The organism is Psychroserpens sp. XS_ASV72 (genome assembly GCF_041224425.1).
Classification (GTDB): Bacteria; Bacteroidota; Bacteroidia; order Flavobacteriales; family Flavobacteriaceae; genus Psychroserpens.
In genome coordinates this window covers 77,851-101,258 of the sequence record NZ_JBGFGL010000080.1, presented here as the reverse complement: position 1 = coordinate 101,258, position 23,408 = coordinate 77,851, and the positions used below count along the sequence as shown (strand labels likewise).

Genomic DNA, 23,408 nt, shown 5'->3' with positions numbered 1-23,408 from the left:
TAATCTATAAATGACAGAATCGGATTTGATTTATGTTTTGGCCTTGCAGCATGTTCCAAAAATAGGAGACATAACTGCTAAAAAACTTTTAAATCATTGTGGATCAGCAGAAGCCGTTTTAAAATCTAAAAAGCACCATTTGCTTAAAATAGAAGGCATAGGAAGCACCATGCTAAATGAGTTATTCAATTCAGAACATTTGAAAGCCGCTGAAGAAGAACTTCGGTTTATCAAAGAGAACGATATTCAGTGCTTATATTTTATGAATCCCAATTATCCTGAAAAGTTGAAGCATTGTGTTGATGCTCCGATATTGCTTTTTAAAACCGGAAATATAAATCTAAAACGTCAGCGTATTATCAGCATTGTTGGTACAAGAAAAATAACCAATTATGGAGTTGCCTTTTGTAAAAAATTGGTAGACGAATTAGCGCCTTTTAATCCAGTAATTGTTTCTGGTTTTGCCTATGGAACCGATATTACCGCTCAAAAATCAGCATTGGAAAACAACTTACAAACCATAGGATGTTTAGCACATGGCTTCAATCAAATCTATCCAAAGTCACACAAGAAATACATGGCGCAAGTAAATAGTAATGGTGGTTTTTTAACCGACTTTTGGAGTTCTGATGAATTTGACAGAAATAATTTTTTAAAGCGTAATAGGGTAATTGCAGGCATAAGTGAAGCCACAATTGTTATTGAATCTGCTGAAAAAGGTGGAAGTTTGGTTACGGCAGATATAGCAAATTCCTATAACAGAGATGTCTTTGCCGTACCTGGTCGCGTCACCGATAGTCAAAGCTTAGGCTGTAATAATTTAATCAAATACCAACAAGCCCATGTGCTGTCGAACCCAATGGATGTGCCTTATATCTTGAATTGGGATATAGAAAGCAAAGCCACAGCTTCAGTTCAAAAACAACTGTTTGTTGAATTAAATCCAGAAGAACAATCCATTCATGACTATTTGAAAAGTCATGAGAAACAACTTTTGGATATCATTGCCCTGGAATGTCAAATGCCAATCTTTAAAGTAGCCAGTATTTTATTGGCAATGGAATTAAAAGGAGTTGTAAGGCCTTTGCCTGGTAAATTATTTCAGTTGTCTTAGTTTTTTTCGCTGAACAAAAAAGTGAATCCAAGTAATAATGATAAGAATTATTGGAGCGACTAATAACCAATCAAACCCTTCATGGTCTGATACCAATCTTGAGGCAAGCAACAACAGCATTGATATGGTATTTATGATGCAGAAAATCAGCAAACGTTTCATTAGTAACCTACTTTTTGTCTAACGCGTTGAAGCACATCATTTGCAACTTTTGAAGCTTTTTCAGCGCCAATAGCTAAAGCATCATCTATTTCGTTGAGGTTGCTCATGTAATGAGCATAACGCTCACGTTGAGATGAAAATGTATCTAAAATGAGTTCAAAGAGCGCTTGCTTTGCATGTCCATAACCATAACCACCTTTTTCATAATTGGCTTTCATAGTATTTACATCTTCTTTTGACGCAAGTAATTGATAAATGGCAAAACAATTACAGGTTTTCCAGTCTTTAGGGTCTTCTAAAGGCGTACTATCTGTTTGGATTGACATAACTTGCTTTCGCAGCTTCTTTTCAGGGAGGAAAATATTAATGGTATTCCCTCTACTTTTGCTCATTTTTTCACCATCAGTACCAGGTATAAGCATAATGTGCTCTTCAACCTTAGCTTCTGGCATGACAAAAGTTTCACCCATTTTGGTATGAAATCTAGAAGCCACGCTACGTGTCATTTCAATATGTTGCAATTGATCTTTCCCAACAGGAATAATATCGGCATCGTACAATAAAATATCAGCCGCCATGAGCATAGGATATGTAAATAAACCTGAGTTTACATCTTCCAATCGATCAGCTTTATCCTTAAAACTATGGGCAAGAGTTAGGCGTTGGTAAGGGAAGAAACAACTTAAATACCATGATAGTTCAGTTACCTGTGGAACATCACTCTGTCTGTAAAACACGGTTTTTTCTATATCTAATCCAAAAGCCAACCAAGTGGCAGCGGTTGAATACGTATTTTCCTTTAAAAGAGCCGCATCTTTAATTTGCGTTAAGGTATGCAAGTTGGCAATAAACAAAAAAGAATCGTTATTATCGTCATTAGCCATTTCAATAGCAGGTCGTATTGCTCCTAGAATATTTCCTAAATGTGGTGTTCCTGTACTTTGTATTCCTGTTAAAATTCTTGCCATATTCTTAGTTTCGCTATTGCGGAAATTAAATTATTATTTGTGAACTATATCGTCAGCAAAGGTAAATTTTTTAGTAGAATTGTTGAATTAATTTGAGTAGTTTTGAGCCAGATGAGATTTTTTAAATACATCTTTTGGATTCTTTATCGAGTTTGGTTCTACATTTTAGTAGCGCTTCCTATCATTGTCTTGATGCCAATTTTAATCGTATCGATTCTGAAGGAGTCTTGGTATCCTTTTTTCTTTAAACTGGCTCGATTTTGGGCTAAGTTCATTTTGATTGGTATGGGCTTTAATATCAAGATACAGAGAGAACAAATTCCAGAACTTAGTAAGAGCTATATGTTTGTGGCAAATCATACGTCTATGACAGATATTATGTTGATGCTGGTTGCTGTAAAAAATCCGTTTGTTTTTGTTGGGAAGAAAGAGTTGGCTAAAATTCCCTTGTTTGGCTTTTTTTATAAACGTACAAGCATCTTAGTCGACAGAAGTAACCCCAAAAGTAGGCAAGCAGTATACTTAAGAGTTCAAAAACGCTTAAAACAAGGACTGAGTATTTGTATTTTTCCTGAAGGAGGTGTTCCAGATGAATCAGTTATTCTTGACGAATTCAAAGATGGTGCTTTTAGGATGGCCATTAATCATGGAATACCTATTGTTCCGCTTACTTTTGCCGATAACAAAAAACGATTTTCATATACTTTTTTTAGTGGAGGCCCAGGACAAATGAGAGTTAAGATTCATCGGTTTATAAAAACAGAAGACCTTAATATCAAGGACACCCAACTTCTAAAAGAAAACACCCACAATTTGATATTCAATGAATTACAGATATTTGATAAAAACCCAAAAGCTACCCTTAGCGCAGAGTAGCTTTTAAGTCGCTTTTGACAAACAATAACGATCTAACCAACTAAAAAACCTAAAACTTATAACTAAGTCCAGTATATACACCAATGAAAAATGGTTGAAAATTTCCAGAGGCATTATTGAATGTATTTATTTGATATTTAAAGGTCGGTTCAAGATTAAACTGCCATTGCTTTGAAAAATTATAGTCTAATCCAACACCAAAGTTAGCAGAATAGCTTACGTCCCTTACATTGGAAGCATCTCCTAAACGGGCACGTTCACCGCTATTGAAAACCGCATAAACATCATTATTATTTAAAAACAAGGTACTAAAGCCACCAATCAAATTCACTCCCAGTTTTCTTTCAATTAAGCCATATTCAATTTCAATAGGAACTTCAATAAAGCCAAGTTGCTGGTCAATAGAACCATGTTCAAGGGTAAATAATGAAGTTGGAGCACTGTCAAATTTAAAGTTATTGACACTATAAACCGAATGGCTACCAACACCTTGAACCATATTTATATTGCTTAAAGGGCTACTTGTTCTTGCAACAGGACCACTATTGTTTTCAAAAATTAGAACATCATTAGTAGTCTGCCCTAGATTAACACGGTTAATACCTGCTCTGATTTTCAGTTTCTTGTTAATGGCATAACTTCCAGAAACACCATAACTCATATTGATTTCAGCTTGTTTGTTATTCTTGACGAATTGATCATCTATCGAAGAGCCTTCACCTAAAGAACTGAAATAAACAGGCGCCACGTTTGGGGAAACGCTCCACCTGTTTAGTTTCTCTTCCTCTTTTTCTTTTTCATTGGTGTTTTCAGCTTCGGCAATAGCATTTTCGATAGCATTGCTGTCTTCTGTAATAGAATCTTGCTGATTATCATCAGTAGTAGATTGAGAATCAGGCTTAGGATTATTTATATCAGTAGTGTCTTTTTCAGAATGATTATTGGTAACAGCTGTTTTGGAATCTTTTGTGTTTTGTATTAAAGCATCCATTTCAGTTGGGCTCTTTAAAATAGCTCCATTTTCGCTTTTAGTGTTTGAACTTGACGAGTTCTTGTTGGATTGAGCAACAGCATTACTACCAGAAGTTTTAGGATTTTTAGTTAACTTCTGCGCACTATCGTACGACTCATCTTTAGCATTATTTGTTGAATAATTAGGCGTTTTGTTATCATCACCTTGAAGCTTAGTGTTCGGGTTAGTAGCCACAATCTGGTCTTCGGAATTATCATTATTCGTCAAGCTGTTTTGATTGTTCTTATCTTTAGTAGCCTGGTTATCTTCTAAATCATCATTAGCTGAATTAGCTACAGATTGAAGGTCATTATTTTCTGAAGAGAGGTTATTACTGTTTTGATTTTCTAAATCAAGATTTCCATTTTTAGGATTGTTTTGCTTTGTATTAGCATCATCAACAATAATGTTTGTAGGATGATTTTCATTGTCTGATGAATTGAGCATCAGATTAGCAATAGTAAAAATCAAGGCTAAACCAGCAGCAATACCAGCAAATTTCCACCATATCGGAATCACACGACGTTTCTTACGCTCGTCTTGGTGGAGTTCTTTTTCAATCTGTTCCCAAACAGCATCACTTGGAGTCGCTTCGAAATCTTTGAGCTGCTCCTTAAAAAGCTTGTCTATGGTCTTTTTTTCTTTCATTATAAACTCTGCGAATTAAGATTCGCTTTGTATTCTTCAATTTTATCTTTTAAAATCAAACGAGCACGAGCAAGATTTGATTTTGAGGTGCCTACTGAAATGTCTAGCATTTTTGAAATCTCCTTATGCGAGTAGTCGTCTAAAGCATAAAGGTTGAAAACCAATCGATAGCGATCTGGAAGTTCTTGGATGATTTTCAACAAGAAATCTAAATTCATCTCATCGTCATCAATTTCAATTGAAACACTTCCTTCAATTTGATCTTCATTTATGATATCATAAACACCAACACTTCTATAGCGTTGTAAGGCAGTATTAATAGTTATTCGTTTCAACCAGCCTTCAAAGGAGCCTTTACCTTTGAACTGATCTATTTTTTTAAATATGGTAACATATGCGTCTTGCAGATTATCTTCAGCTTCGGCATAGTTACGCGAATACTTCAAGCAAATCGAAAACAGTTTACTCGCAAAGAGCTTGTATATTTGACTTTGGGCTTGAGTATCATTTTTTTTACATTGTTCTATGAGTTGTTCTAAACTCAATTGAGTCGCTGTTGTTAGTTAATTTTTAGCTATTCTACTACTGGAACCTCTACGATGTAATAAATGTCATTTCCGTTGGCATCTTCACCTTGCCAGAACCTAAAAATATAAGTTCCATTATTGTTTACTTGAAAATTTAAGGTTACTTGAACTTCTTCATTTTCAAAAGTTTCACAATCAATATCAGTAAAAACAGAAGTTATAATAGCTACGGTTCTTTGATTTAGCTCACTTACATAATAAAAATCACTAAACACGTGACAACCAGTAGGCCTTAAGTATGTCATTGTAATTTCATGTGAACTGCCGAGCTGAAATTCACTTGGCATGTTAACACTTTCAACAGGTAAAATTTCATTGTAGAAATTGGGTGTGTTGTCATCCTCGACACTACAAGATAAAACAGTACATACCAAAAAGGCTAAAAACAAAAGCTTCTTCATCTATATTGTTTTATGGTCAACAGACCAATTTTCATTTACTAGATGCTCAATATATAAAATGGTTGCGTGTAAAAACAAAAAAAATCCCAAATATTGGGATTTTAAGGAAGCATAGTGTACTAATCGTTGGAATTTATGATGTCTCGAACTTTCTCCTCAAGCTCTTCCATAAGTTCTGGATTGTCTTTTATTAGTGACTTGACAGCATCACGACCTTGCCCAAGTTTGGTGTCTCCATAACTGAACCAAGAACCACTTTTCTTAATGATTTCATGTTCCACAGCAAGATCCAAAACCTCACCAACTTTAGAGATACCCTCTCCATACATGATGTCAAATTCACACATTTTGAAAGGAGGAGCCACTTTGTTTTTCACGACCTTAACACGTGTTTTGTTTCCAGCAACACTTCCGTCGGTTTCCTTAATTTGAGTTGATCGTCTAATGTCTAAACGAACTGAAGCATAAAATTTCAAGGCATTACCTCCAGTTGTCGTTTCCGGGTTTCCAAACATAACACCAATTTTTTCTCTTAATTGGTTAATGAAAATCACAGTACAGTTGGTCTTACTTATAGATCCTGTTAGTTTTCTAAGAGCTTGAGACATCAATCTAGCATGCAGACCCATTTTGGAGTCACCCATTTCGCCTTCAATCTCACTTTTTGGCGTTAATGCTGCTACAGAGTCAACCACTACGATATCGATTGCTCCAGAGCGAATCAAATTATCAGCAATCTCTAGAGCTTGTTCGCCATTATCTGGTTGGGAAATGATCAGATTGTCAATATCGACATTTAATTTTTCAGCATAAGTTCTATCAAAAGCATGCTCTGCATCAATAAAAGCAGCAATACCTCCAGCTTTTTGAGCCTCGGCAATAGCATGGAGTGTCAATGTTGTTTTTCCTGAAGATTCAGGACCATAAATTTCAATGACTCTCCCTCTAGGATAACCTCCAACGCCAAGGGCAATATCCAACCCTAGTGATCCAGATGAAATGGCATCAACATCAACCACTGCCTGATCACTCATTTTCATTACCGTTCCTTTTCCGTAAGCCTTATCAAGCTTGTCTAATGTTAATTTTAAAGCTTTTAATTTTGCCTCTTTTTCACTACTCATTTCTCTATATTTTAATTTTTGATAGTTCTGCTAAATTACAACAACTTTTAATTTTTTCAATCGATTGACGCAACCTTTTTAAACAATTTGCATCTACCAATTGAGATTGGAAAATCTTGCTATGAAAAAGGTCAAATTGTTGACCAAAAATAATTCTTACTAAACAATGAAGTTTTTTAGAAAAATTATTTTTAACAACACATTAGGTGTTTCAGTTGCTGTACACATAAACAGTAACTGTAAAGCCGATGGCGGCTAACTCGTTCAATATTTTTAAGGATAAATTAAAAATATTAGTAACGAGTTAGTCTGTAAAAAAAGCACTGTGGAGAAGCCATTAGTGCTTTTTTGTTGTTTTATAGATTGATACTCAATGGTTTTTCTATCTTTGCACCTCACTATTTCTTAAACACCTAAAAATTAGTATAGCATGCAACTGTACAATAACTTAAGTGCCAAAGAAAGAGCAGAACTTATTGAAAAAGCGGGAAAAGACCGCTTGACAATCTCTTTCTATAAATATGCCAAAATTGGCAATCCGCAACTTTTTAGAAACCATATGTTTTTGGCTTGGGATCAATTGGAAGTACTTGGTCGCATTTATGTTGCTAAGGAAGGCATAAATGCACAACTATCTGTTCCTGCTGAAAACTTCAACAGTTTCAAAGCTCATCTTGATACGATAACTTTCTTGGAGAATGTAAGGCTTAACATTGCTATTGAACATGATAATTTCGCCTTTTTAAAACTTAAGGTGAAAGTGCGTCATAAAATTGTAGCAGATGGGCTTAACGATGATACTTTTGATGTGACCAATAAAGGAATTCATGTCGACGCCGAAAGATTCAACGATCTGATTGAGGATCCAGATACGGTTTTAGTTGACATGAGAAATCACTATGAAAGTGAGATAGGTCATTTTAAAAATGCCATTACTCCAGATGTCGATACATTTAGGGAATCTTTAGACTTGATTGAAGAAGATTTAAAAGAACACAAGGAAGACAAAAAGCTTGTGATGTACTGTACTGGTGGTATTCGTTGTGAAAAGGCGAGTGCTTACTACAAACACAAAGGCTTTAAAAATGTGTTTCAGTTGGAAGGAGGCATCATAAACTATACCCGACAAGTAAACGATAAGGGACTCGAAAACAAGTTTATAGGGAAGAACTTCGTGTTTGATCAAAGACGCTCAGAGCGTATCAGCGATGATGTTATAGCCAATTGTCATCAATGTGGTCAGCCTGCCGACACACACACCAATTGTGCTAATGAAGCCTGTCACTTGCTTTTTATTCAATGTGATGAGTGTAAGGAGAAAATGTCTAATTGCTGCTCAACCCATTGTCAAGAAATTATTCAGTTGCCCTATGAAGAGCAAAAAGCACTTCGAAAAGGCCAAGGAAATAGTAACGATATTTTCAAAAAGGGAAGAGCCGACCATCTTTCTATGAACAGTGATTTGAGAAATATACATGAGTCTTTTGTCAAAACGGAAAAATGAACATCTACAAACTCCTACAACTTAATAGAAAAATAAAAAGTCATAGGGTTAAGTTTTTGGCGCTGTTCCTTTTGCATAAGCTTAACAGACGTTACTTGGCAGTTAATCTAGATCCTGTTCTTGCGTGTAATTTGCGTTGTAAAATGTGCTATTTTACAGATGCAGATTATGTGAAAACCTTAAAAGGACAGTTTAAACCTGAGGATTTAGACCTTGTTGCAAAAGCCATATTTAAAAGAGCCTTGAAACTGCAAATAGGTTGTGGCACTGAGCCAACACTCTACAAAGACTTGGTTAAAATTGTAGAATTAGGAAAAGCCCACCAGGTTCCATACATATCGATTACCACAAACGCAAATTTGCTTACAGAAGAGAAAATCGAAGCTTTGCTTAAAGCAGGTTTAAATGAATTCACCATCTCTCTGCATGGTGTTACAAAACAAAGCTATGAGCATTTTATGAAAAAAGCCAGCTATGAAAAATTTCAAAACGCATTCAAGGTTTTCTCTAAACTAAAAAAGATGTATGATTTTAAAGTGAGAATCAATTACACGTTTAACAAGGACAACTTTTATGAGTTAAAGGACTTTTTTAAACATTTTGATGCTGAAGGCTTTGACATTCTACAAATAAGACCAATCCAAAAAATCGGGAATACTGAATACAACAATTTTGATATTTCCACTTTGGAGGACGATTATCCAGAAGTGATTTCCGAAGTCAGAACCAATTGCAGTGCCAATGATATTATCTTAATGGCACCTCAAACATTATCAGCTTTAAAGAGTACTAACCAATTCAGTGTGATTTTCGACTACACATTTTGTTATATATCACCTAATAAATTTTGGAAAGAAGGATTTAATTGGCGTGAAGAATCTTTTAATGAGTTTTCCAAAAAAATAAAATGGAGCCAACTCTTGTTGTCGAATGTATTTAAATCGCGATCAAATTTAAAAACCCGATCAAATAAACTCAATTACGAGGTAGAGTTCAACTAGTTTATAGAACCATCATATACATTAAGAAGTTATGCAAAAGATAGAATTAATGGCGCCTGCAGGAAATTTCGAATCACTTCAGGCTGCTTTAGACAATGGAGCGGACTCTGTATATTTTGGAGTTGAGCAACTCAACATGAGAGCACGTGCCTCCATTAATTTTACACTTGATGACTTAGAGGAAATATCAAAACGTTGTAAGGCTAAAAATGTAAGGACCTACCTTACTTTGAATACGATAATTTATGATCATGACTTATCGATTGTAAAGACTCTCGTCAAAAAAGCGAAAGAAGCTGATATTACAGCTGTCATTGCTATGGACCAAGCAGTTATTGCTATTGCAAGAGCTCATGATATGGAAGTCCATATTTCTACACAAATAAACATCACAAACATTGAAACCGTAAAGTTTTATGCCATGTTTGCAGATACTATTGTGTTAAGTAGGGAATTAAGCCTTCGTCAAGTCAAGCACATTACAACCCAAATAGAAAAAGAGAGAATCAAAGGGCCTTCAGGACGACTTATTGAAATAGAAATTTTTGGACATGGTGCTTTATGTATGGCTGTTTCTGGAAAGTGCTACATGAGTTTACATTCCCAAAACTCTTCTGCAAATAGAGGAGCGTGTAAACAGAATTGTAGAAAAAAATACACGGTTATCGATCAGGAAACTGGTTTCGAAATGGAGTTGGATAATGAGTATATCATGTCGCCAAAAGATTTGTGTACGATTGATTTTCTCGATCAGATTGCTGATGCAGGAATCAAGGTTTTAAAAATTGAAGGTCGTGGAAGAGCTCCAGAATATGTAGCAAAAGTTATTAAATGTTACAGAGACGCAATCGATAGTTTAGAAAACAACACTTACAGTAAGGATAAGGTTATCAGTTGGATGAAAGATCTTGAAAAAGTTTATAATAGAGGGTTTTGGAGCGGTTATTATTTAGGTCAAAAATTAGGTGAATGGAGTAAAGGCTCTGGAAGTCATGCCACCCAAAAGAAGGTTTACATTGGAAAAGGAGTTCATTTTTATCCAAAAGCGCAAATAGGCGAATTTAAGATTGAAGCTTTTGATTTGTCGATTGGAGACCATCTTTTGATTACTGGTCCGACAACAGGTGTCGAAGAGTTTCAGCTGGAAGACATGTTGGTTAACGACAAAGCAAAGAAAAAAGGGACTAAAGGAGATTCTGTTACGATCCCTCTTAAATTTCGCGTAAGACCTTCTGATAAGTTGTATAAAATAATTGAAACCAAAACAGAGGCTTAATGGTTGTCGTTACTCTTCAAAGACAAAAATGTATTGGTTGCAATTACTGTGTTGAACTAGCGCCTGAACAGTTTCAAATGTCAAAAAAAGACGGAAAATCTGTTTTGCTTCACAGCACTGACAAGAAAGGGTTTTTTACGCTCAAGTCGCAAGATTATGCAATTTTTGAAACTTGTGACAGGGCTTCAAAAGCTTGTCCAGTAAAGATTATTTCAGTAAAACATATTTAACAAAGCATCTTATTCAAAAATTTTAAAGTCATTTAAATAATAGTATCTTTACAACTTAGATGATTTATGAATCCTTCATTCGAAATGGCAATGACATTTCGATACTATATACATTAATTTATGGCTTGTAACAGTTGCTCCACTGGAAATGATGGTCAACCAAAGGGATGTAAAAACAATGGTACTTGTGGTACAGATAGCTGTAACAAACTTACTGTTTTTGATTGGTTAGCCAATATGTCGTTACCACAAGGACAAGATCCTTTTATTGGCGTTGAGGTGCGTTTTAAGAACGGAAGAAAACAATATTACAAAAACACCGAAAATTTATCCCTAAGCATAGGAGATATTGTAGCTACACAAGCAAAATCTGGACATGATATCGGTATGGTGACACTTACAGGTGAACTTGTAAGAGTGCAAATGAAACGCAAAAAAATAGATATAAATGACGAAGAAAACGTCTTAAAAATATATAGAAAAGCAACCCAAAAAGATATTGATGTTTGGTCAGCTTCTAGAGACAAAGAAGAAGACATGAAGGTCAAGGCGCGTCAATTTGCCATTGACCTTAAATTAAAGATGAAAATCTCAGATATTGAATATCAAGGAGATGGCAGTAAAGCAACATTTTATTACACAGCCGAAGATCGTGTTGATTTTAGAGAGCTTATTAAATTGTTTGCTCGAGAATTCAGAACGCGAATTGAAATGCGTCAGGTCGGATTTCGACAAGAAGCAGCAAGACTTGGAGGTATTGGTTCATGTGGTCGTGAATTGTGTTGTTCGACTTGGTTAACCGATTTTCGATCGGTTAGCACCTCAGCTGCAAGATATCAGCAACTGTCACTTAACCCTTTGAAATTGGCTGGCCAGTGCGGAAAACTTAAGTGTTGTTTAAATTACGAATTGGATGCTTACTTAGATGCATTAAAAGCGTTTCCCAAAAAGGACACAAAGCTATATACGGAAAAAGGTGTTGCCATCTGTCAAAAAACAGATATTTTCAAAGGGCTTTTATGGTATGCTTATGAAGGCGAATGGATGAATTGGCATGTTTTAACTACCGATCAGGTAAAGGAAATCATTGAAAAAAACAAGTCCAAAGAAAAGGTTGCAAGTCTTGAAGAATATGCTTCTGAGTTGGCGATAGATACTAAAACTGAGTTTGAAAACGTTGTTGGTCAAGATAGCTTAACACGTTTTGATAAACCAAAAGCAAAAAAGAAGCGTAGAAGAAACAAATCGAGAAAACAAAGGCCCAATAAGTCGCAAAAGAATGCAAAAAAATAAATATATAATTGTTTTTTTATGGGTCTTATTCATGACCTCATGCGATTCTAGTAGAGTTTTTGACGATTATAAATCCGTTTCAAACCAATGGCATAAAGATTCGATTGTTTCATTTAAAATTACCTCACCCGATACAACTAATACCTACAATTTATTTGTAAATTTAAGAAATACAGATGCCTATAAGTTTAGTAACCTGTTTTTAGTTGTTGGTTTAGATTACCCAAATGGGAAAACCATGATTGACACCTTAGAATACAGAATGGCAGCGCCAGACGGTACTTTTTTGGGCACAGGGTTTTCTGATTTAAAAGAAAACAAGTTATGGTATAAGGGACATGATAAGCCTTTTAAATTTACTGAAACAGGAGATTATGAGGTACATATCCAACATGCCATGAGGAAGAATGGAGAGGTTGATGGCATCGTGAATCTCGAAGGAATTACTGATGTTGGTTTAAGAGTAGAAAAGGCTAATACAAACTGATTATGGCAAAAAAGGCAGTAAAAAAGAAATCGTCCTCAACAAAAACTGAGGATTTTTCAAAGTACATTCGCTGGTTTTGGATCACCTTTACAGGAGGCATCTTCTTATTTATTCTTGTCTTCCTTCTGGCTTCTTGGGGCTTTTTGGGAGAAATGCCAGATCATACGATTCTTGAAAATCCCAAAACACACCTTGCTACTGAAGTCATCTCTTCAGATAATAAAACACTGGGGAAATTTTATCTAAATGATAATAGAACACCTGTAGATTATGACGAATTACCCAAACATCTAGTCGATGCTTTGGTTGCCACAGAAGATATCAGGTATTATGACCATGCAGGTATAGACGCTCGAGGAACCATTAGGGCATTTGCGTACTTAGGTAAAAAAGGTGGCGCTAGTACCATTTCTCAACAGTTAGCAAGACAGCTTTTTGTAGGTGTAAGATCTAAAAACAAGTTTGAGGCGATTACTCAAAAAATTAAAGAATGGGTTATTGCGATTCGCTTGGAACGACAATATACCAAAGAGGAAATTATTGCCATGTATTTCAATATCTACGATTTTGGAAACAATGCTGATGGTATTCGAAGTGCTGCTAGAATTTATTTCGGAAAGGAACCTAAAGAGCTCGATATCAAAGAATCTGCAATGTTGGTTGGGATGTTTAAGAATTCATCGTTATATAATCCAAGGCCTCATCGCAATCCGATAGGAACAAAGAACAGACGTAACGTCGTGTTCAGTCAAATGGAAAAGTATGAGTTCATAACGGAAGCTCAAATGGATTCCCTTCAGAAAACGGAATTGGATCTCAATTATTCACCAGAATCCCATAGAGAAGGAATTGCGACATACTTTAGGGCTTATCTTGACGGATTTATGAAAGATTGGATTAAAAACAACCCGAAACCTGATGGTGAAAAATATAATCTGTATAATGATGGATTAAAAATATACACGACTATAGATTCCAGAATGCAGCAACATGCAGAAGATGCCATCAAAAGACACATGCCGAGATTACAGGCTGAATTTGATCATCAAAACACTCCTGATCGCAATAAAACAGCTCCTTTTTTAGAACTTGAACAAAATGAAATAGAGGCGCTTATGAATGCTTCTATGCGTCGTTCTGAACGTTGGCGAGTTTTGAAAAATCAAGGCAAATCAGACAAAGACATTGAAGCTTCCTTCAAGAAACCTGTTCAAATGACGATTTTTGCTTGGAAAAATGGAAAAGCCTCAGAGATTGACACCATCATGAAGCCAATCGATTCTATGCGCTACTACAAATCATTTTTACATCCTGGAATGATGTCTATGGATCCCCAAACAGGCCATGTGAAAGCTTGGGTTGGTGGTATGAATTACAAACACTTCCAATACGATCATGTAAAACAAGGAAAACGCCAGGTTGGATCAACTTTTAAACCGTTTGTTTATGCAACAGCAATTGATCAGTTGCACTTGTCTCCATGTGACACTTTACCTAGACAGCAAATAACAATTGAAGCCGAGAAATATGGGAATCCTAAACCATGGACTACAAAGAATTCTGATGGAAAATATGAAGGATTTTTAACCTTAAAGGCCGCATTGGCAAATTCTGTAAATACTATTACAGCAAGATTGATGGACAAGGTCGGACCACAACCAGTAATTGATATGGCAGAGCGTTTAGGTGTGGAGTCTGACATTCCACCAGTTCCTGCTATAGCTCTGGGAACACCTGACTTAAGCGTTTATGAAATGGTAGCGGCTTATGCCACATTTGCTAATAAAGGCGTGTATAACAAACCTGTTATGGTTACTCGAATTGAAGATAAAAACGGAACGGTTTTATATCAATTTACACCTGAAAGTCGCGATGTATTAAGTGATGAAGTGGCTTATACAACTGTGAACCTTATGGAAGGTGTAACACAGAGTGGGTCTGGTCAAAGATTACGACATAATTGGGCTGCTAAAGTTCCAGTTTACAAAGAAATTATTACGGGTTACCCTTATGAGCTTACAAATCCAATTGCTGGGAAAACGGGAACCACACAAAACCAGAGTGATGGCTGGTTCATGGGAATGGTTCCAAATTTAGTTACAGGCGTTTGGGTAGGCGCTGAAGATCGTGCAGCTCATTTCAAGACTATTACCTATGGTCAAGGAGCCTCAATGGCGCTTCCAATTTGGGCTCTATATATGAAGGCTTGTTATGACGATCCTGAACTAAATGTATCAAAAGACGCATTTGAAAAACCTAGCGAATTGTCTATAGAGGTTGACTGTGCTAATTTGAAAGCAAGTGATACTATTGAAGTTGATCCAGCTGACGATTTAAAGGATGTATTGGATTTTTAAATTTTAAAGTCACACCCAAAATCATTAACCATTCTTTTTTAGAATGGTTTTTTTATTTCGTATTTTTCGCTATCAAATTTTTTAAAAATGATTAAGAAAAACGTTGCTGGAGTTAATGATGCCTTAAAAGGTGTGAAAGATAACATGACCTTTATGTTGGGCGGTTTCGGCTTGTCTGGAATCCCCGAAAATGCCATAGCAGAATTGGTACGTCTCAATGTTAAGGGAGTAACCTGTATTTCAAACAATGCTGGAGTTGACGATTTCGGATTAGGGCTTCTGTTGCAGAAAAAACAAATCAAAAAAATGATTTCATCTTATGTTGGTGAAAATGAAGAGTTTGAAAGACAAATGTTATCTGGTGAACTTGAGGTAGAATTAATTCCTCAAGGCACATTAGCCGAACGATGTAGAGCAGCTCAAGCAGGTTTTCCTGCTATATATACACCTGCAGGTTATGGAACCGAAGTTGCAATTGGAAAGGAAACAAGAGAGTTTGATGGGAAAATGTATGTGTTGGAAGAAGCTTTTAAAGCCGATTTTGCTTTTGTAAAGGCTTGGAAAGGAGATTTAGCAGGTAATTTAATTTTTAAAGGAACGGCTAGAAATTTTAATCCAAATATGTGTGGCGCAGCAACCATTACTGTTGCAGAAGTAGAAGAATTAGTTCCTATCGGAGAGTTGGATCCTAATCAAATTCATATCCCTGGAATTTTTGTACAACGTATTTTTAAAGGAGAACGTTACGAGAAACGAATCGAACAACGAACAGTTAGACAAAGAGATTAATTATGTTAGATAAGAATGGAATCGCCAAACGAATTGCAAAAGAAGTTCAAGATGGCTTTTATGTAAATCTAGGAATTGGAATCCCAACTTTGGTTGCCAATTACGTAAGAGATGATATTGAAGTTGAATTTCAAAGTGAAAATGGTGTTTTGGGCATGGGACCTTTCCCATATGAAGGAGAAGAGGATGCAGATATCATAAACGCAGGAAAACAAACGATTACTACTTTGCCAGGGGCAAGTTTTTTCGATTCAGCTATGAGTTTTTCAATGATTCGTGGAAAACATGTTCATTTGACAATCTTAGGAGCTATGGAAGTTGCTGAAAATGGTGATATTGCTAATTGGAAAATCCCAGGAAAAATGGTTAAAGGAATGGGTGGTGCGATGGATTTGGTAGCTAGTGCCGAAAATATTATTGTGGCCATGATGCATACCAATAGAGCTGGAGAATCCAAATTATTGAAAAGATGTTCATTACCATTAACTGGAGTAGGTTGTGTAAAAAAGATAGTAACTAATTTAGCTGTTTTGGAAGTGACTAAAGACGGGTTTAAATTATTAGAGCGTGCACCAGGTGTTTCGGTTGAAGAGATTAAGTCAGCAACTGAAGGTCATTTAATTATTGAAGGCGATATCCCAGAGATGCAGCTATAATTAGTGTATAAATAAGTTATAAAGGAGCCACTTTTTTAAGTGGCTCTTTTTATTATATAGTTAATATTTTGTAAGAAAAGTCAACATAAATATCATGAAATGTTAAAATAAAGTGTATTTCATCGATTTATTGTGTATTACAACTGATAATTTAAAAATTATGTTTCATATTAGCAAAACCAAATCGAAAACAATTATTAACCCAAATTTGCCATAAACTTAATTAATGATTTTGCCCCAAATTTATCATGAATTTTAACCTATGAACTTTTTTGCCCCAAATCTACTTAAACCTACAAATCGTGAAAGTAAACTGATAACGTCCTTTCACAAAACCCTAAGATTGCTCAAAAACATCTTAACATTAACTAAAAAAATATTCATGCTATAATCCCTTAGGAATAGCATGAATAAGTTTTTTAGTGTATTCCATTTTCGGATTTTCATAAATTAAATCTGCATCTCCAATTTCTTCAACCTTACCTTTATTCATTACCAATAATTGGTCAGACATGTATTTAACAACTGCGAGGTCATGGGAGATAAAAATATATGTAAAACCAAAGTTGTCTTTTAAATCATTCAAAAGATTTAAAACTTGAGCCTGGACAGAGATGTCTAATGCCGACACGGATTCATCACAAATAATGACTTTGGGTTGTAAAGCGATAGCCCTTGCGATTCCGATTCGTTGACGTTGACCTCCTGAAAATTCATGCGGATAGCGGTTGAAGTATGATGCATCTAAACCTACTTTTTCCAAGAGTACCATAACTTTTTCTTTTCTATCTCTTTCTGAAGAACCTATTCCATGAACTTGCATTGGCTCCATAATTGCTTTGCCAATCGTTAATCTCGGATTTAGTGAAGCGTAAGGATCTTGAAAGATGATTTGAATATCCTTACGAAGTTGCCTTTCCTGTTTTTTATTTAATAAAGTAATATCGACTCCTTGGTAAAGTATTTTTCCTGATGTTGGCTTATCCAATAATAAGAGAGCATTGGCCAAAGTACTTTTGCCACAACCTGATTCACCTACCAGTCCTAAAGTTTCACTTTCATATAATTTAAAGCCGACTTGATTGACCGCTTTAAAGTGGTCTTTTTTTCCAAACCAACCTGATTTTGACACATACTCTTTTTCCAGGTCAATAACTTCTATAAGAGGAGGCTTGCTATAAATTAATTTGTGGTTTTTTTGACGTTCCGCTGTATCAATGATATTGCTTTTCGGTTGCCCTTCCATATAATCCTTAATCGTTGGCAATCGTTTTAAACGCACCTCCAAAGAAGGCTTTGAACTTAGCAATGCTTTAGTATAGGTGTGTTTAGGATTATTAAATACAGAATCAACGTCTCCTTCTTCAACGATTTCTCCACGATACATCACTATAACACGATTAGCTATTTCGGAAACCAAAGCGAGATCATGGGAAATAAATATGATACTCATCCTCTCCTCTTTTTGTAGTTCCTTAAGAAGTTTGATAATTGATTTTTGAACCGTAACATCTAAAGCTGTTGTTGGTTCGTCAGCAATTAATAGTTTGGGTTTACAAGCCAATGCCATGGCAATCATAACACGCTGTTTTTGTCCACCAGATATTTCGTGAGGATAAGCCTTAAATACACGTTTTGGCAAAGGAAGTTTCACCTTTTCAAATAGCGCCAATGCTTCAGTTTTGGCTTCAAATTTTGAAATATCACAATGTTGCAGCAGAATTTCAACCACTTGTTTTCCACAAGTCATGGAAGGATTCAAGGAACTCATAGGTTCTTGAAAAATCATTGCAATGTCATTTCCTCGAATGTTCTGTAATTGTTTTTCTGATATTTTGGTTAAGTCTTTTTCATTGAAAAAGATACTTCCATGTGTTATTTTAGATATACCCTTTGGTAATAGACCCATAATTGCTAAGGAGGAAACCGATTTTCCTGAACCTGATTCTCCAACAATACCTAATATTTCATTTTCATTTAAACAATAGGATATACTATGAATGACTTCAGACGCTTCTTTTTGGTTAAAAAATGAAACTGAAAGGCTTTTAATTTCTAATAGTTTGCTATTGGGCATATGTAAAAATAGACAAATTAAAGTTGATAAATGAGAAGAAACAAAACATAAAGTAAGATAAAAGCTACAAAAGCATGTTTTTGACCAAATGACTAAACTATTAAAAATCAGATAAATAAATATTCAATGATAAAAAATATTGCATTTCATCGATATTTTATGCATTTTGTCTATTAAAATTAATTAAGATGTTATATATTAGCCGAAAATAATTTCATAGAAATCCCCTAAATCGAATGAAAAAAATTACCCTTACCTTAACCGCTATGTTCATTCTTGTGCTTTTTTCAAATGCACAAAATCCAGAAAAACTAAAAGCTGAAAAATACCTTGGTCAACAAGGTGAATTAACGTTTACATTTCAAATAGAAAATGAAAACGAACTCGAATTAATGACAAGTGATATGTCATTAATCAATTATGATCCTGTAACTAAAACTGTTAAAGCTTGGGCTAATGAAAAACAGTTTAGACGTTTTGAAAATACTAATGTCAATTATCAAGTTCCTGAAAAGGAAAATGAGGTAGACGAAGCTACTATATATGATGTTAGACCATTGGCATTTCGATCAACGGCTGCAACATTAACTTTCCCATTGAGCTCTTATCCAACCTATGCTGAGTATGCGCAACAAATGCAGGATTTTGAAGATGATTATCCTACATTGGTTGAAAAAATCAGTATTGGAACCACTGGGCAAGGTGATAAGGAATTATTGTTTGTCAAGATTTCAGATAATGTATCTACAGATGAGCAAGAACCTAAATTAATGCTGACATCCTCTATGCATGGTGATGAAATTGCAGGCTATCCTATGATGTTGACTTTGATTGATTATATTTTAACGGTTTACAATGATCCTGGTCATGCAGATTATGCTAGAGTGCAAAACTTGGTTGAGAATACAGAGTTATGGATTAATCCAAATGCCAATCCAGACGGGACTTATCATAACAGTGCTACAAATACCTCGGTTGTTAATGCAAGACGAGGGAATGGTAATAATATCGATTTAAACAGAAACTATCCTGATAACGTTGCAGGAGATCATTACGATGGCAACGCTTATCAAGCGGAAACCTTAGCATTTATGGCTTTGGCAGATGCACATGATTTTGTGATTTCTGCTAATTTCCATGGTGGTACCGAATTGGTCAATTACCCTTTTGACAATGCTTATCCAAGTCAGTATGAACATGCAGATACGCAGTGGTATGAATATATTGGTGTTGAGTATGCTACCAATTGTCAAACAGATGCCAATTCTGGAACCACAGCTACACCACCTTACACCAATAAAGCATCCTATATGACTGATGATGATGATTGGGATGGCTCACCAACTTATTATATGCAAAGTCCAGGGGTTACCCATGGTGCTGAATGGTATCGCGTATATGGTGGGCGACAAGATTATATGAATTACTACCATAGTTGTAGAGAAGTAACAATTGAATTATCAGATACGAAGATTTTACCTGAAAGTTCTTTAGATGATTACTGGTATTACAATAGAGATGCCTTATTAGATTTCTTGACTCAAGGAACCTACGGATTTAGAGGTCTTGTGCTTGATGCTACAACTAATAATCCTATTGAAGACGTCAAAGTAACGGTTGTTGGTCATGATGCTTATAATTCTGAAATTTACACAGATAATCATGGAGCATATTACAGACCTATCAAAGGTGGAGCTTACGACCTTTTATTTGAATCAGGATGCCACCAATCGGTAACGGTTTCATCACAGTCCATAACAGATGGAAACACAGTCGTTTTATCAGATGTTATTATGACGCCTATTAATACAGTGCCAACAGGCTTGTCGGCTTCAAATGTATCTACAGCAAGTGCAACTCTCGATTGGAATTTAGTTTCTGGAGCCTCTTATAGTTTGAGGTATCGTGAAGTAGGAGCACCAACATGGACATCAACTACGCTTACAGAAAACACTTTTGATCTTACAGGTCTAACAGCATTGACACAATATGAAGCTCAAGTAAGAAGCGAGTGCTCTGGAGGAAATGTATCAGCCTATAGTACTAGTATTAATTTCACTACAACAGATATCATTCCGTGTACTGGAGCTGTTGTGTCTTCTTTCCCATACTTGGAAACGTTTGATTCCGGACAAGGAGATTGGACCCAAGATGCTGGCGATGATGGAGATTGGACTTTAGACGACAATGGAACACAGTCTGGAAATACAGGACCGTCAGATGATATCACAGGTAATGGCAATTATTTCTACACTGAAGCTTCAACCAATGGTTTAGGATCCAATGCCACGACAATTTTAACAAGCCCTTGTTTTGATCTAACCAATTTAAACAATGCACATTTTACTTTTTATTACCATTTATATGGAACCAATATGGGATCTTTAGACTTGGAAGCTTCTACCGATGATGGCAATAACTGGTCTAACGTATTCAACGCTTCTGGTAACCTTGGCAATGCTTGGAATTTTGCAGATATTGATTTAAGTGGTTATTATGGTGAAGTTGTAAAGCTTAGATTTATAGGAACAACGGGTAATGGATTTAGAAGTGATATGGCGATAGACCATATTGGTCTTAGTGAGTTTCTACCTGATGTTTGCGCTTCTAATGGTAACGACACTTCAGATGAATTTATTAATAGAGTTCAATTGAACACCTTAGACAATAATAATTCTGGAGCAGGAACCACAAGTACAGGATATTCAGATTTTACATCTAGTACGTCTTTGACCACTAATTTGTATTCAGGTACACAATACTCTATTACAATTACACCTCAATGGAGTGGTTCTGCATTTGACGAAGGTTATGCTGTTTGGATAGATTACAACAAAGATGGAGATTTCAGTGATTCAGGTGAATTGGTCTGGTCGCAAGCCCCAAGCCAAACATCTCCTGTTACTGGAACTTTTACCCTTCCAGCACCAACAGAGGCTAATTATGGGCAAACGCGTATGCGAGTATCTATGAAGTACAATGCTATTCCAACAGAGTGTGAATCTTTTGGCTATGGTGAAGTAGAAGACTATAGAATAAACATTTTATTTGATGGGCTATTATATTTAGATGGATCATGGGTGCCTAGTGCGCCAAATGCAACAACATCAACTGAAGACATTTTGATCTATAATGGTTTGTATAGTGTCGGTTCTGAAATAAGTGTTAATAGTATTTCGGTTAATACAGGTGCTACAATTGACGTTGATAAAAGCTCTAGTGTTACTGCAGCTGGAAATATAATAAATGATGGCGAGTTTATCCTAAACTCTGATTCGAATGAGTTTTCTAGTCTATTAGTTGATGGAACCGTTACAGGTAACATCAAGTATAATCGTCATGTGACCTCTAATGCTGGAGGAAATGACATTATTTCACCTCCAGTAAGTGGAGAAGCATTTACTAGTTTTATAGCTAGCAATTCAAATATTTTATCAAATTCTGGACAAACACTTTATTTGTTCGGACCATTTGAAAAACCCGCGAATGACTATGCCTTATATTCAAATACCGAAACAGCTACTTTAGATGCTGCTAAAGGATATCGTGCAGCTTCCACAGATGATGGAACTTTTACCTTCACAGGAACCGTTACGAATACGACAATGAGTGTTCCAATAGAAAAGACTGGAGGAGATTTTGCAAAATGGAACTTAATAGGGAATCCTTATACATCTTATATCAAGTTATCAGATTTCATAACGGCAAACCTCACTAACCTTGACCCTCAAAGCGTTGCCATATATGGATATGATGCTAATGATTCAGATGGAAGTGTTTGGACTATTTGGAACATGGCGTATTCTGATGCCAACCCAAATTCTTTGATTGCGCCAGGACAAGGGTTCTTCGTGTCATCTAAAGATGGAGGTTCTAATGTGTCTTTTACACCATCTATGAGAGCTACGGGTTCTTCAGATGATTTCATTCAAGGAAGAAGTAGTGGTGAAATCGCTCATTTTATACTTAATATGACCTCTGCTGATGACATTTCAAGAACAGATATCTACTTTAAGAATAATGCGACATTAGGATTGGATATTGGTTATGACGCTGAACTTTTCCAAGGTAGTAACCCTTCTCCATTTTCGCTATATTCTGAATTAACAGAAAATGGTCAAGATTTAAAAATGGCCATCCAATCCATTGGTTTTGATGATGTAAATGGTAATACGAGCATTCCGTTAGGCGTGAACCTTTCTCAAGGTGAGCAAGTGTCGATAAGCATGGTTACAACTGAATTGGATTTTAATGTGTATTTAGATGATACTTTGACCAATACGTCAACACTGTTAAATACTTCAGAATACACCTTTACAGCTAATACTGATTTGTTGGGTACTGGTCGTTTCTATTTACGATATGAAGCTGAAACCTTATCAGTAGTTAATCCAGAATTGGAAAATGTTTTAATATATAACGACTCCAATTCCGACCAAATTATTGTTAGTGGTCAGTTAAATGAACCAACAACATGTGTGCTTTATGATATTCAAGGAAGAGAGATCTTGAAGACAAAGCTAGATAAAAACAAAACGATCAATACCATTGGTACTCAAGGTTTTTCAAATGGTGTGTACGTGGTTCAACTAGCAAATGCTTCAACTTCAATCACTAAAAAAATAATTATTCGTTAATGAAATAACAAAAATATAACTCCAAAAAGCCTAGTAAAATCTAGGCTTTTTGTTTCGTTAAAAAAATCAAATTATTGTTCCGAGGCAGATGTTTGTTTTAACAGAAATATTGAAAAAACCGCTTCAATTTGGTCTATTTGAAAAGACTTGCTTTAGATTTATTGAAGTTTTTTTGCATTATTCTCAATAATGGGTATTTTTGACGGTTA

Annotated in this window: 19 protein-coding genes; 13 read left to right on the top strand and 6 right to left on the bottom strand. The window is 35.6% G+C overall.

The window, feature by feature from the left end:
• The first annotated feature begins 10 nt into the window (after nt 1–10).
• Nucleotides 11–1,114: a DNA-processing protein DprA gene (dprA, locus tag AB9K26_RS11365; RefSeq protein ID WP_369972678.1), complete on the top strand. Its 1,104-nt coding sequence runs from the start codon at nt 11–13 to the stop codon at nt 1,112–1,114.
• Nucleotides 1,115–1,151: 37 nt separating this feature from the next.
• Complete coding sequence (locus tag AB9K26_RS11360) at nt 1,152–1,298, top strand: hypothetical protein (protein WP_369972677.1); 147 nt, start codon at nt 1,152–1,154, stop codon at nt 1,296–1,298.
• On the opposite strand, the gene trpS is transcribed toward AB9K26_RS11360, so the two are convergent.
• The gene (gene trpS / locus AB9K26_RS11355) at nt 1,276–2,244 is read right to left on the bottom strand and encodes a tryptophan--tRNA ligase (RefSeq protein ID WP_369972676.1); all 969 of its coding nucleotides are present in this window, start codon (nt 2,242–2,244) and stop codon (nt 1,276–1,278) included. The genes AB9K26_RS11360 and trpS overlap by 23 nt on opposite strands.
• Nucleotides 2,245–2,355: 111 nt before the next feature.
• Between trpS and AB9K26_RS11350 the strand changes: the two genes are divergently transcribed.
• Nucleotides 2,356–3,120: a lysophospholipid acyltransferase family protein gene (locus AB9K26_RS11350; RefSeq protein WP_369972675.1), complete on the top strand. Its 765-nt coding sequence runs from the start codon at nt 2,356–2,358 to the stop codon at nt 3,118–3,120.
• Between the two features lie 49 nt (nt 3,121–3,169).
• Here the strand turns inward: AB9K26_RS11350 and AB9K26_RS11345 are convergent, their stop codons facing one another.
• From AB9K26_RS11345 to recA, 4 genes are all read right to left on the bottom strand, one after another.
• Complete coding sequence (locus AB9K26_RS11345; protein ID WP_369972674.1) at nt 3,170–4,780, bottom strand: hypothetical protein; 1,611 nt, start codon at nt 4,778–4,780, stop codon at nt 3,170–3,172.
• On the bottom strand, nt 4,780–5,325 hold the full coding sequence (locus AB9K26_RS11340) for an RNA polymerase sigma factor (RefSeq protein ID WP_369972673.1): 546 nt from the start codon (nt 5,323–5,325) through the stop codon (nt 4,780–4,782). Before AB9K26_RS11340 ends, AB9K26_RS11345 begins: the two co-directional genes overlap by 1 nt.
• Before the next feature lie 29 nt (nt 5,326–5,354).
• Nucleotides 5,355–5,768, bottom strand: a complete 414-nt coding sequence (locus AB9K26_RS11335; RefSeq protein ID WP_369972672.1) for a hypothetical protein — start codon at nt 5,766–5,768, stop codon at nt 5,355–5,357.
• 119 nt (nt 5,769–5,887) lie between these two features.
• A complete protein-coding gene (gene recA, locus AB9K26_RS11330; protein ID WP_369972671.1) occupies nt 5,888–6,892 on the bottom strand; it encodes a recombinase RecA in 1,005 nt (334 codons plus the stop codon).
• 430 nt (nt 6,893–7,322) lie between these two features.
• On the opposite strand from recA, the gene AB9K26_RS11325 reads away from it, so the two are divergent.
• The 9 genes from AB9K26_RS11325 to AB9K26_RS11285 all read left to right on the top strand — a co-directional run bounded on the left by AB9K26_RS11325 (nt 7,323) and on the right by AB9K26_RS11285 (nt 16,485).
• Entirely contained in the window at nt 7,323–8,396 is a 1,074-nt protein-coding gene (locus AB9K26_RS11325) for a rhodanese-related sulfurtransferase (RefSeq protein WP_369972670.1), read from the top strand.
• Nucleotides 8,393–9,397 carry a radical SAM protein gene (locus AB9K26_RS11320; RefSeq protein WP_369972669.1) on the top strand — a complete coding sequence of 335 codons (1,005 nt, stop codon included), beginning with the start codon at nt 8,393–8,395 and terminating at the stop codon, nt 9,395–9,397. The genes AB9K26_RS11325 and AB9K26_RS11320 overlap by 4 nt, the downstream gene beginning before the upstream one ends.
• A gap of 31 nt (nt 9,398–9,428) precedes the next feature.
• Nucleotides 9,429–10,673 (top strand): peptidase U32 family protein, encoded by a 1,245-nt coding sequence (locus AB9K26_RS11315; protein WP_369972668.1) that lies wholly within the window; start codon nt 9,429–9,431, stop codon nt 10,671–10,673.
• Entirely contained in the window at nt 10,673–10,903 is a 231-nt protein-coding gene (locus AB9K26_RS11310; RefSeq protein ID WP_369972667.1) for a ferredoxin, read from the top strand. The genes AB9K26_RS11315 and AB9K26_RS11310 overlap by 1 nt, the downstream gene beginning before the upstream one ends.
• Nucleotides 10,904–11,023: 120 nt before the next feature.
• The gene (locus AB9K26_RS11305; protein WP_369972666.1) at nt 11,024–12,196 is read left to right on the top strand and encodes a stage 0 sporulation family protein; all 1,173 of its coding nucleotides are present in this window, start codon (nt 11,024–11,026) and stop codon (nt 12,194–12,196) included.
• Nucleotides 12,183–12,683: a gliding motility lipoprotein GldH gene (locus tag AB9K26_RS11300; protein ID WP_369972665.1), complete on the top strand. Its 501-nt coding sequence runs from the start codon at nt 12,183–12,185 to the stop codon at nt 12,681–12,683. Before AB9K26_RS11305 ends, AB9K26_RS11300 begins: the two co-directional genes overlap by 14 nt.
• 2 nt (nt 12,684–12,685) lie before the next feature.
• Nucleotides 12,686–15,040, top strand: a complete 2,355-nt coding sequence (locus AB9K26_RS11295; RefSeq protein WP_369972664.1) for a penicillin-binding protein 1A — start codon at nt 12,686–12,688, stop codon at nt 15,038–15,040.
• Between the two features lie 87 nt (nt 15,041–15,127).
• The gene (locus tag AB9K26_RS11290) at nt 15,128–15,829 is read left to right on the top strand and encodes a CoA transferase subunit A (RefSeq protein ID WP_369972663.1); all 702 of its coding nucleotides are present in this window, start codon (nt 15,128–15,130) and stop codon (nt 15,827–15,829) included.
• Between the two features lie 2 nt (nt 15,830–15,831).
• A complete protein-coding gene (locus tag AB9K26_RS11285) occupies nt 15,832–16,485 on the top strand; it encodes a CoA transferase subunit B (RefSeq protein ID WP_369972662.1) in 654 nt (217 codons plus the stop codon).
• 385 nt (nt 16,486–16,870) lie between these two features.
• Here the strand turns inward: AB9K26_RS11285 and AB9K26_RS11280 are convergent, their stop codons facing one another.
• Nucleotides 16,871–18,562 carry an ABC transporter ATP-binding protein gene (locus AB9K26_RS11280; RefSeq protein WP_369972661.1) on the bottom strand — a complete coding sequence of 564 codons (1,692 nt, stop codon included), beginning with the start codon at nt 18,560–18,562 and terminating at the stop codon, nt 16,871–16,873.
• 236 nt (nt 18,563–18,798) lie between these two features.
• Between AB9K26_RS11280 and AB9K26_RS11275 the strand changes: the two genes are divergently transcribed.
• Entirely contained in the window at nt 18,799–23,199 is a 4,401-nt protein-coding gene (locus tag AB9K26_RS11275) for a M14 family zinc carboxypeptidase (protein ID WP_369972660.1), read from the top strand.
• Nucleotides 23,200–23,408 lie beyond the last annotated feature (209 nt).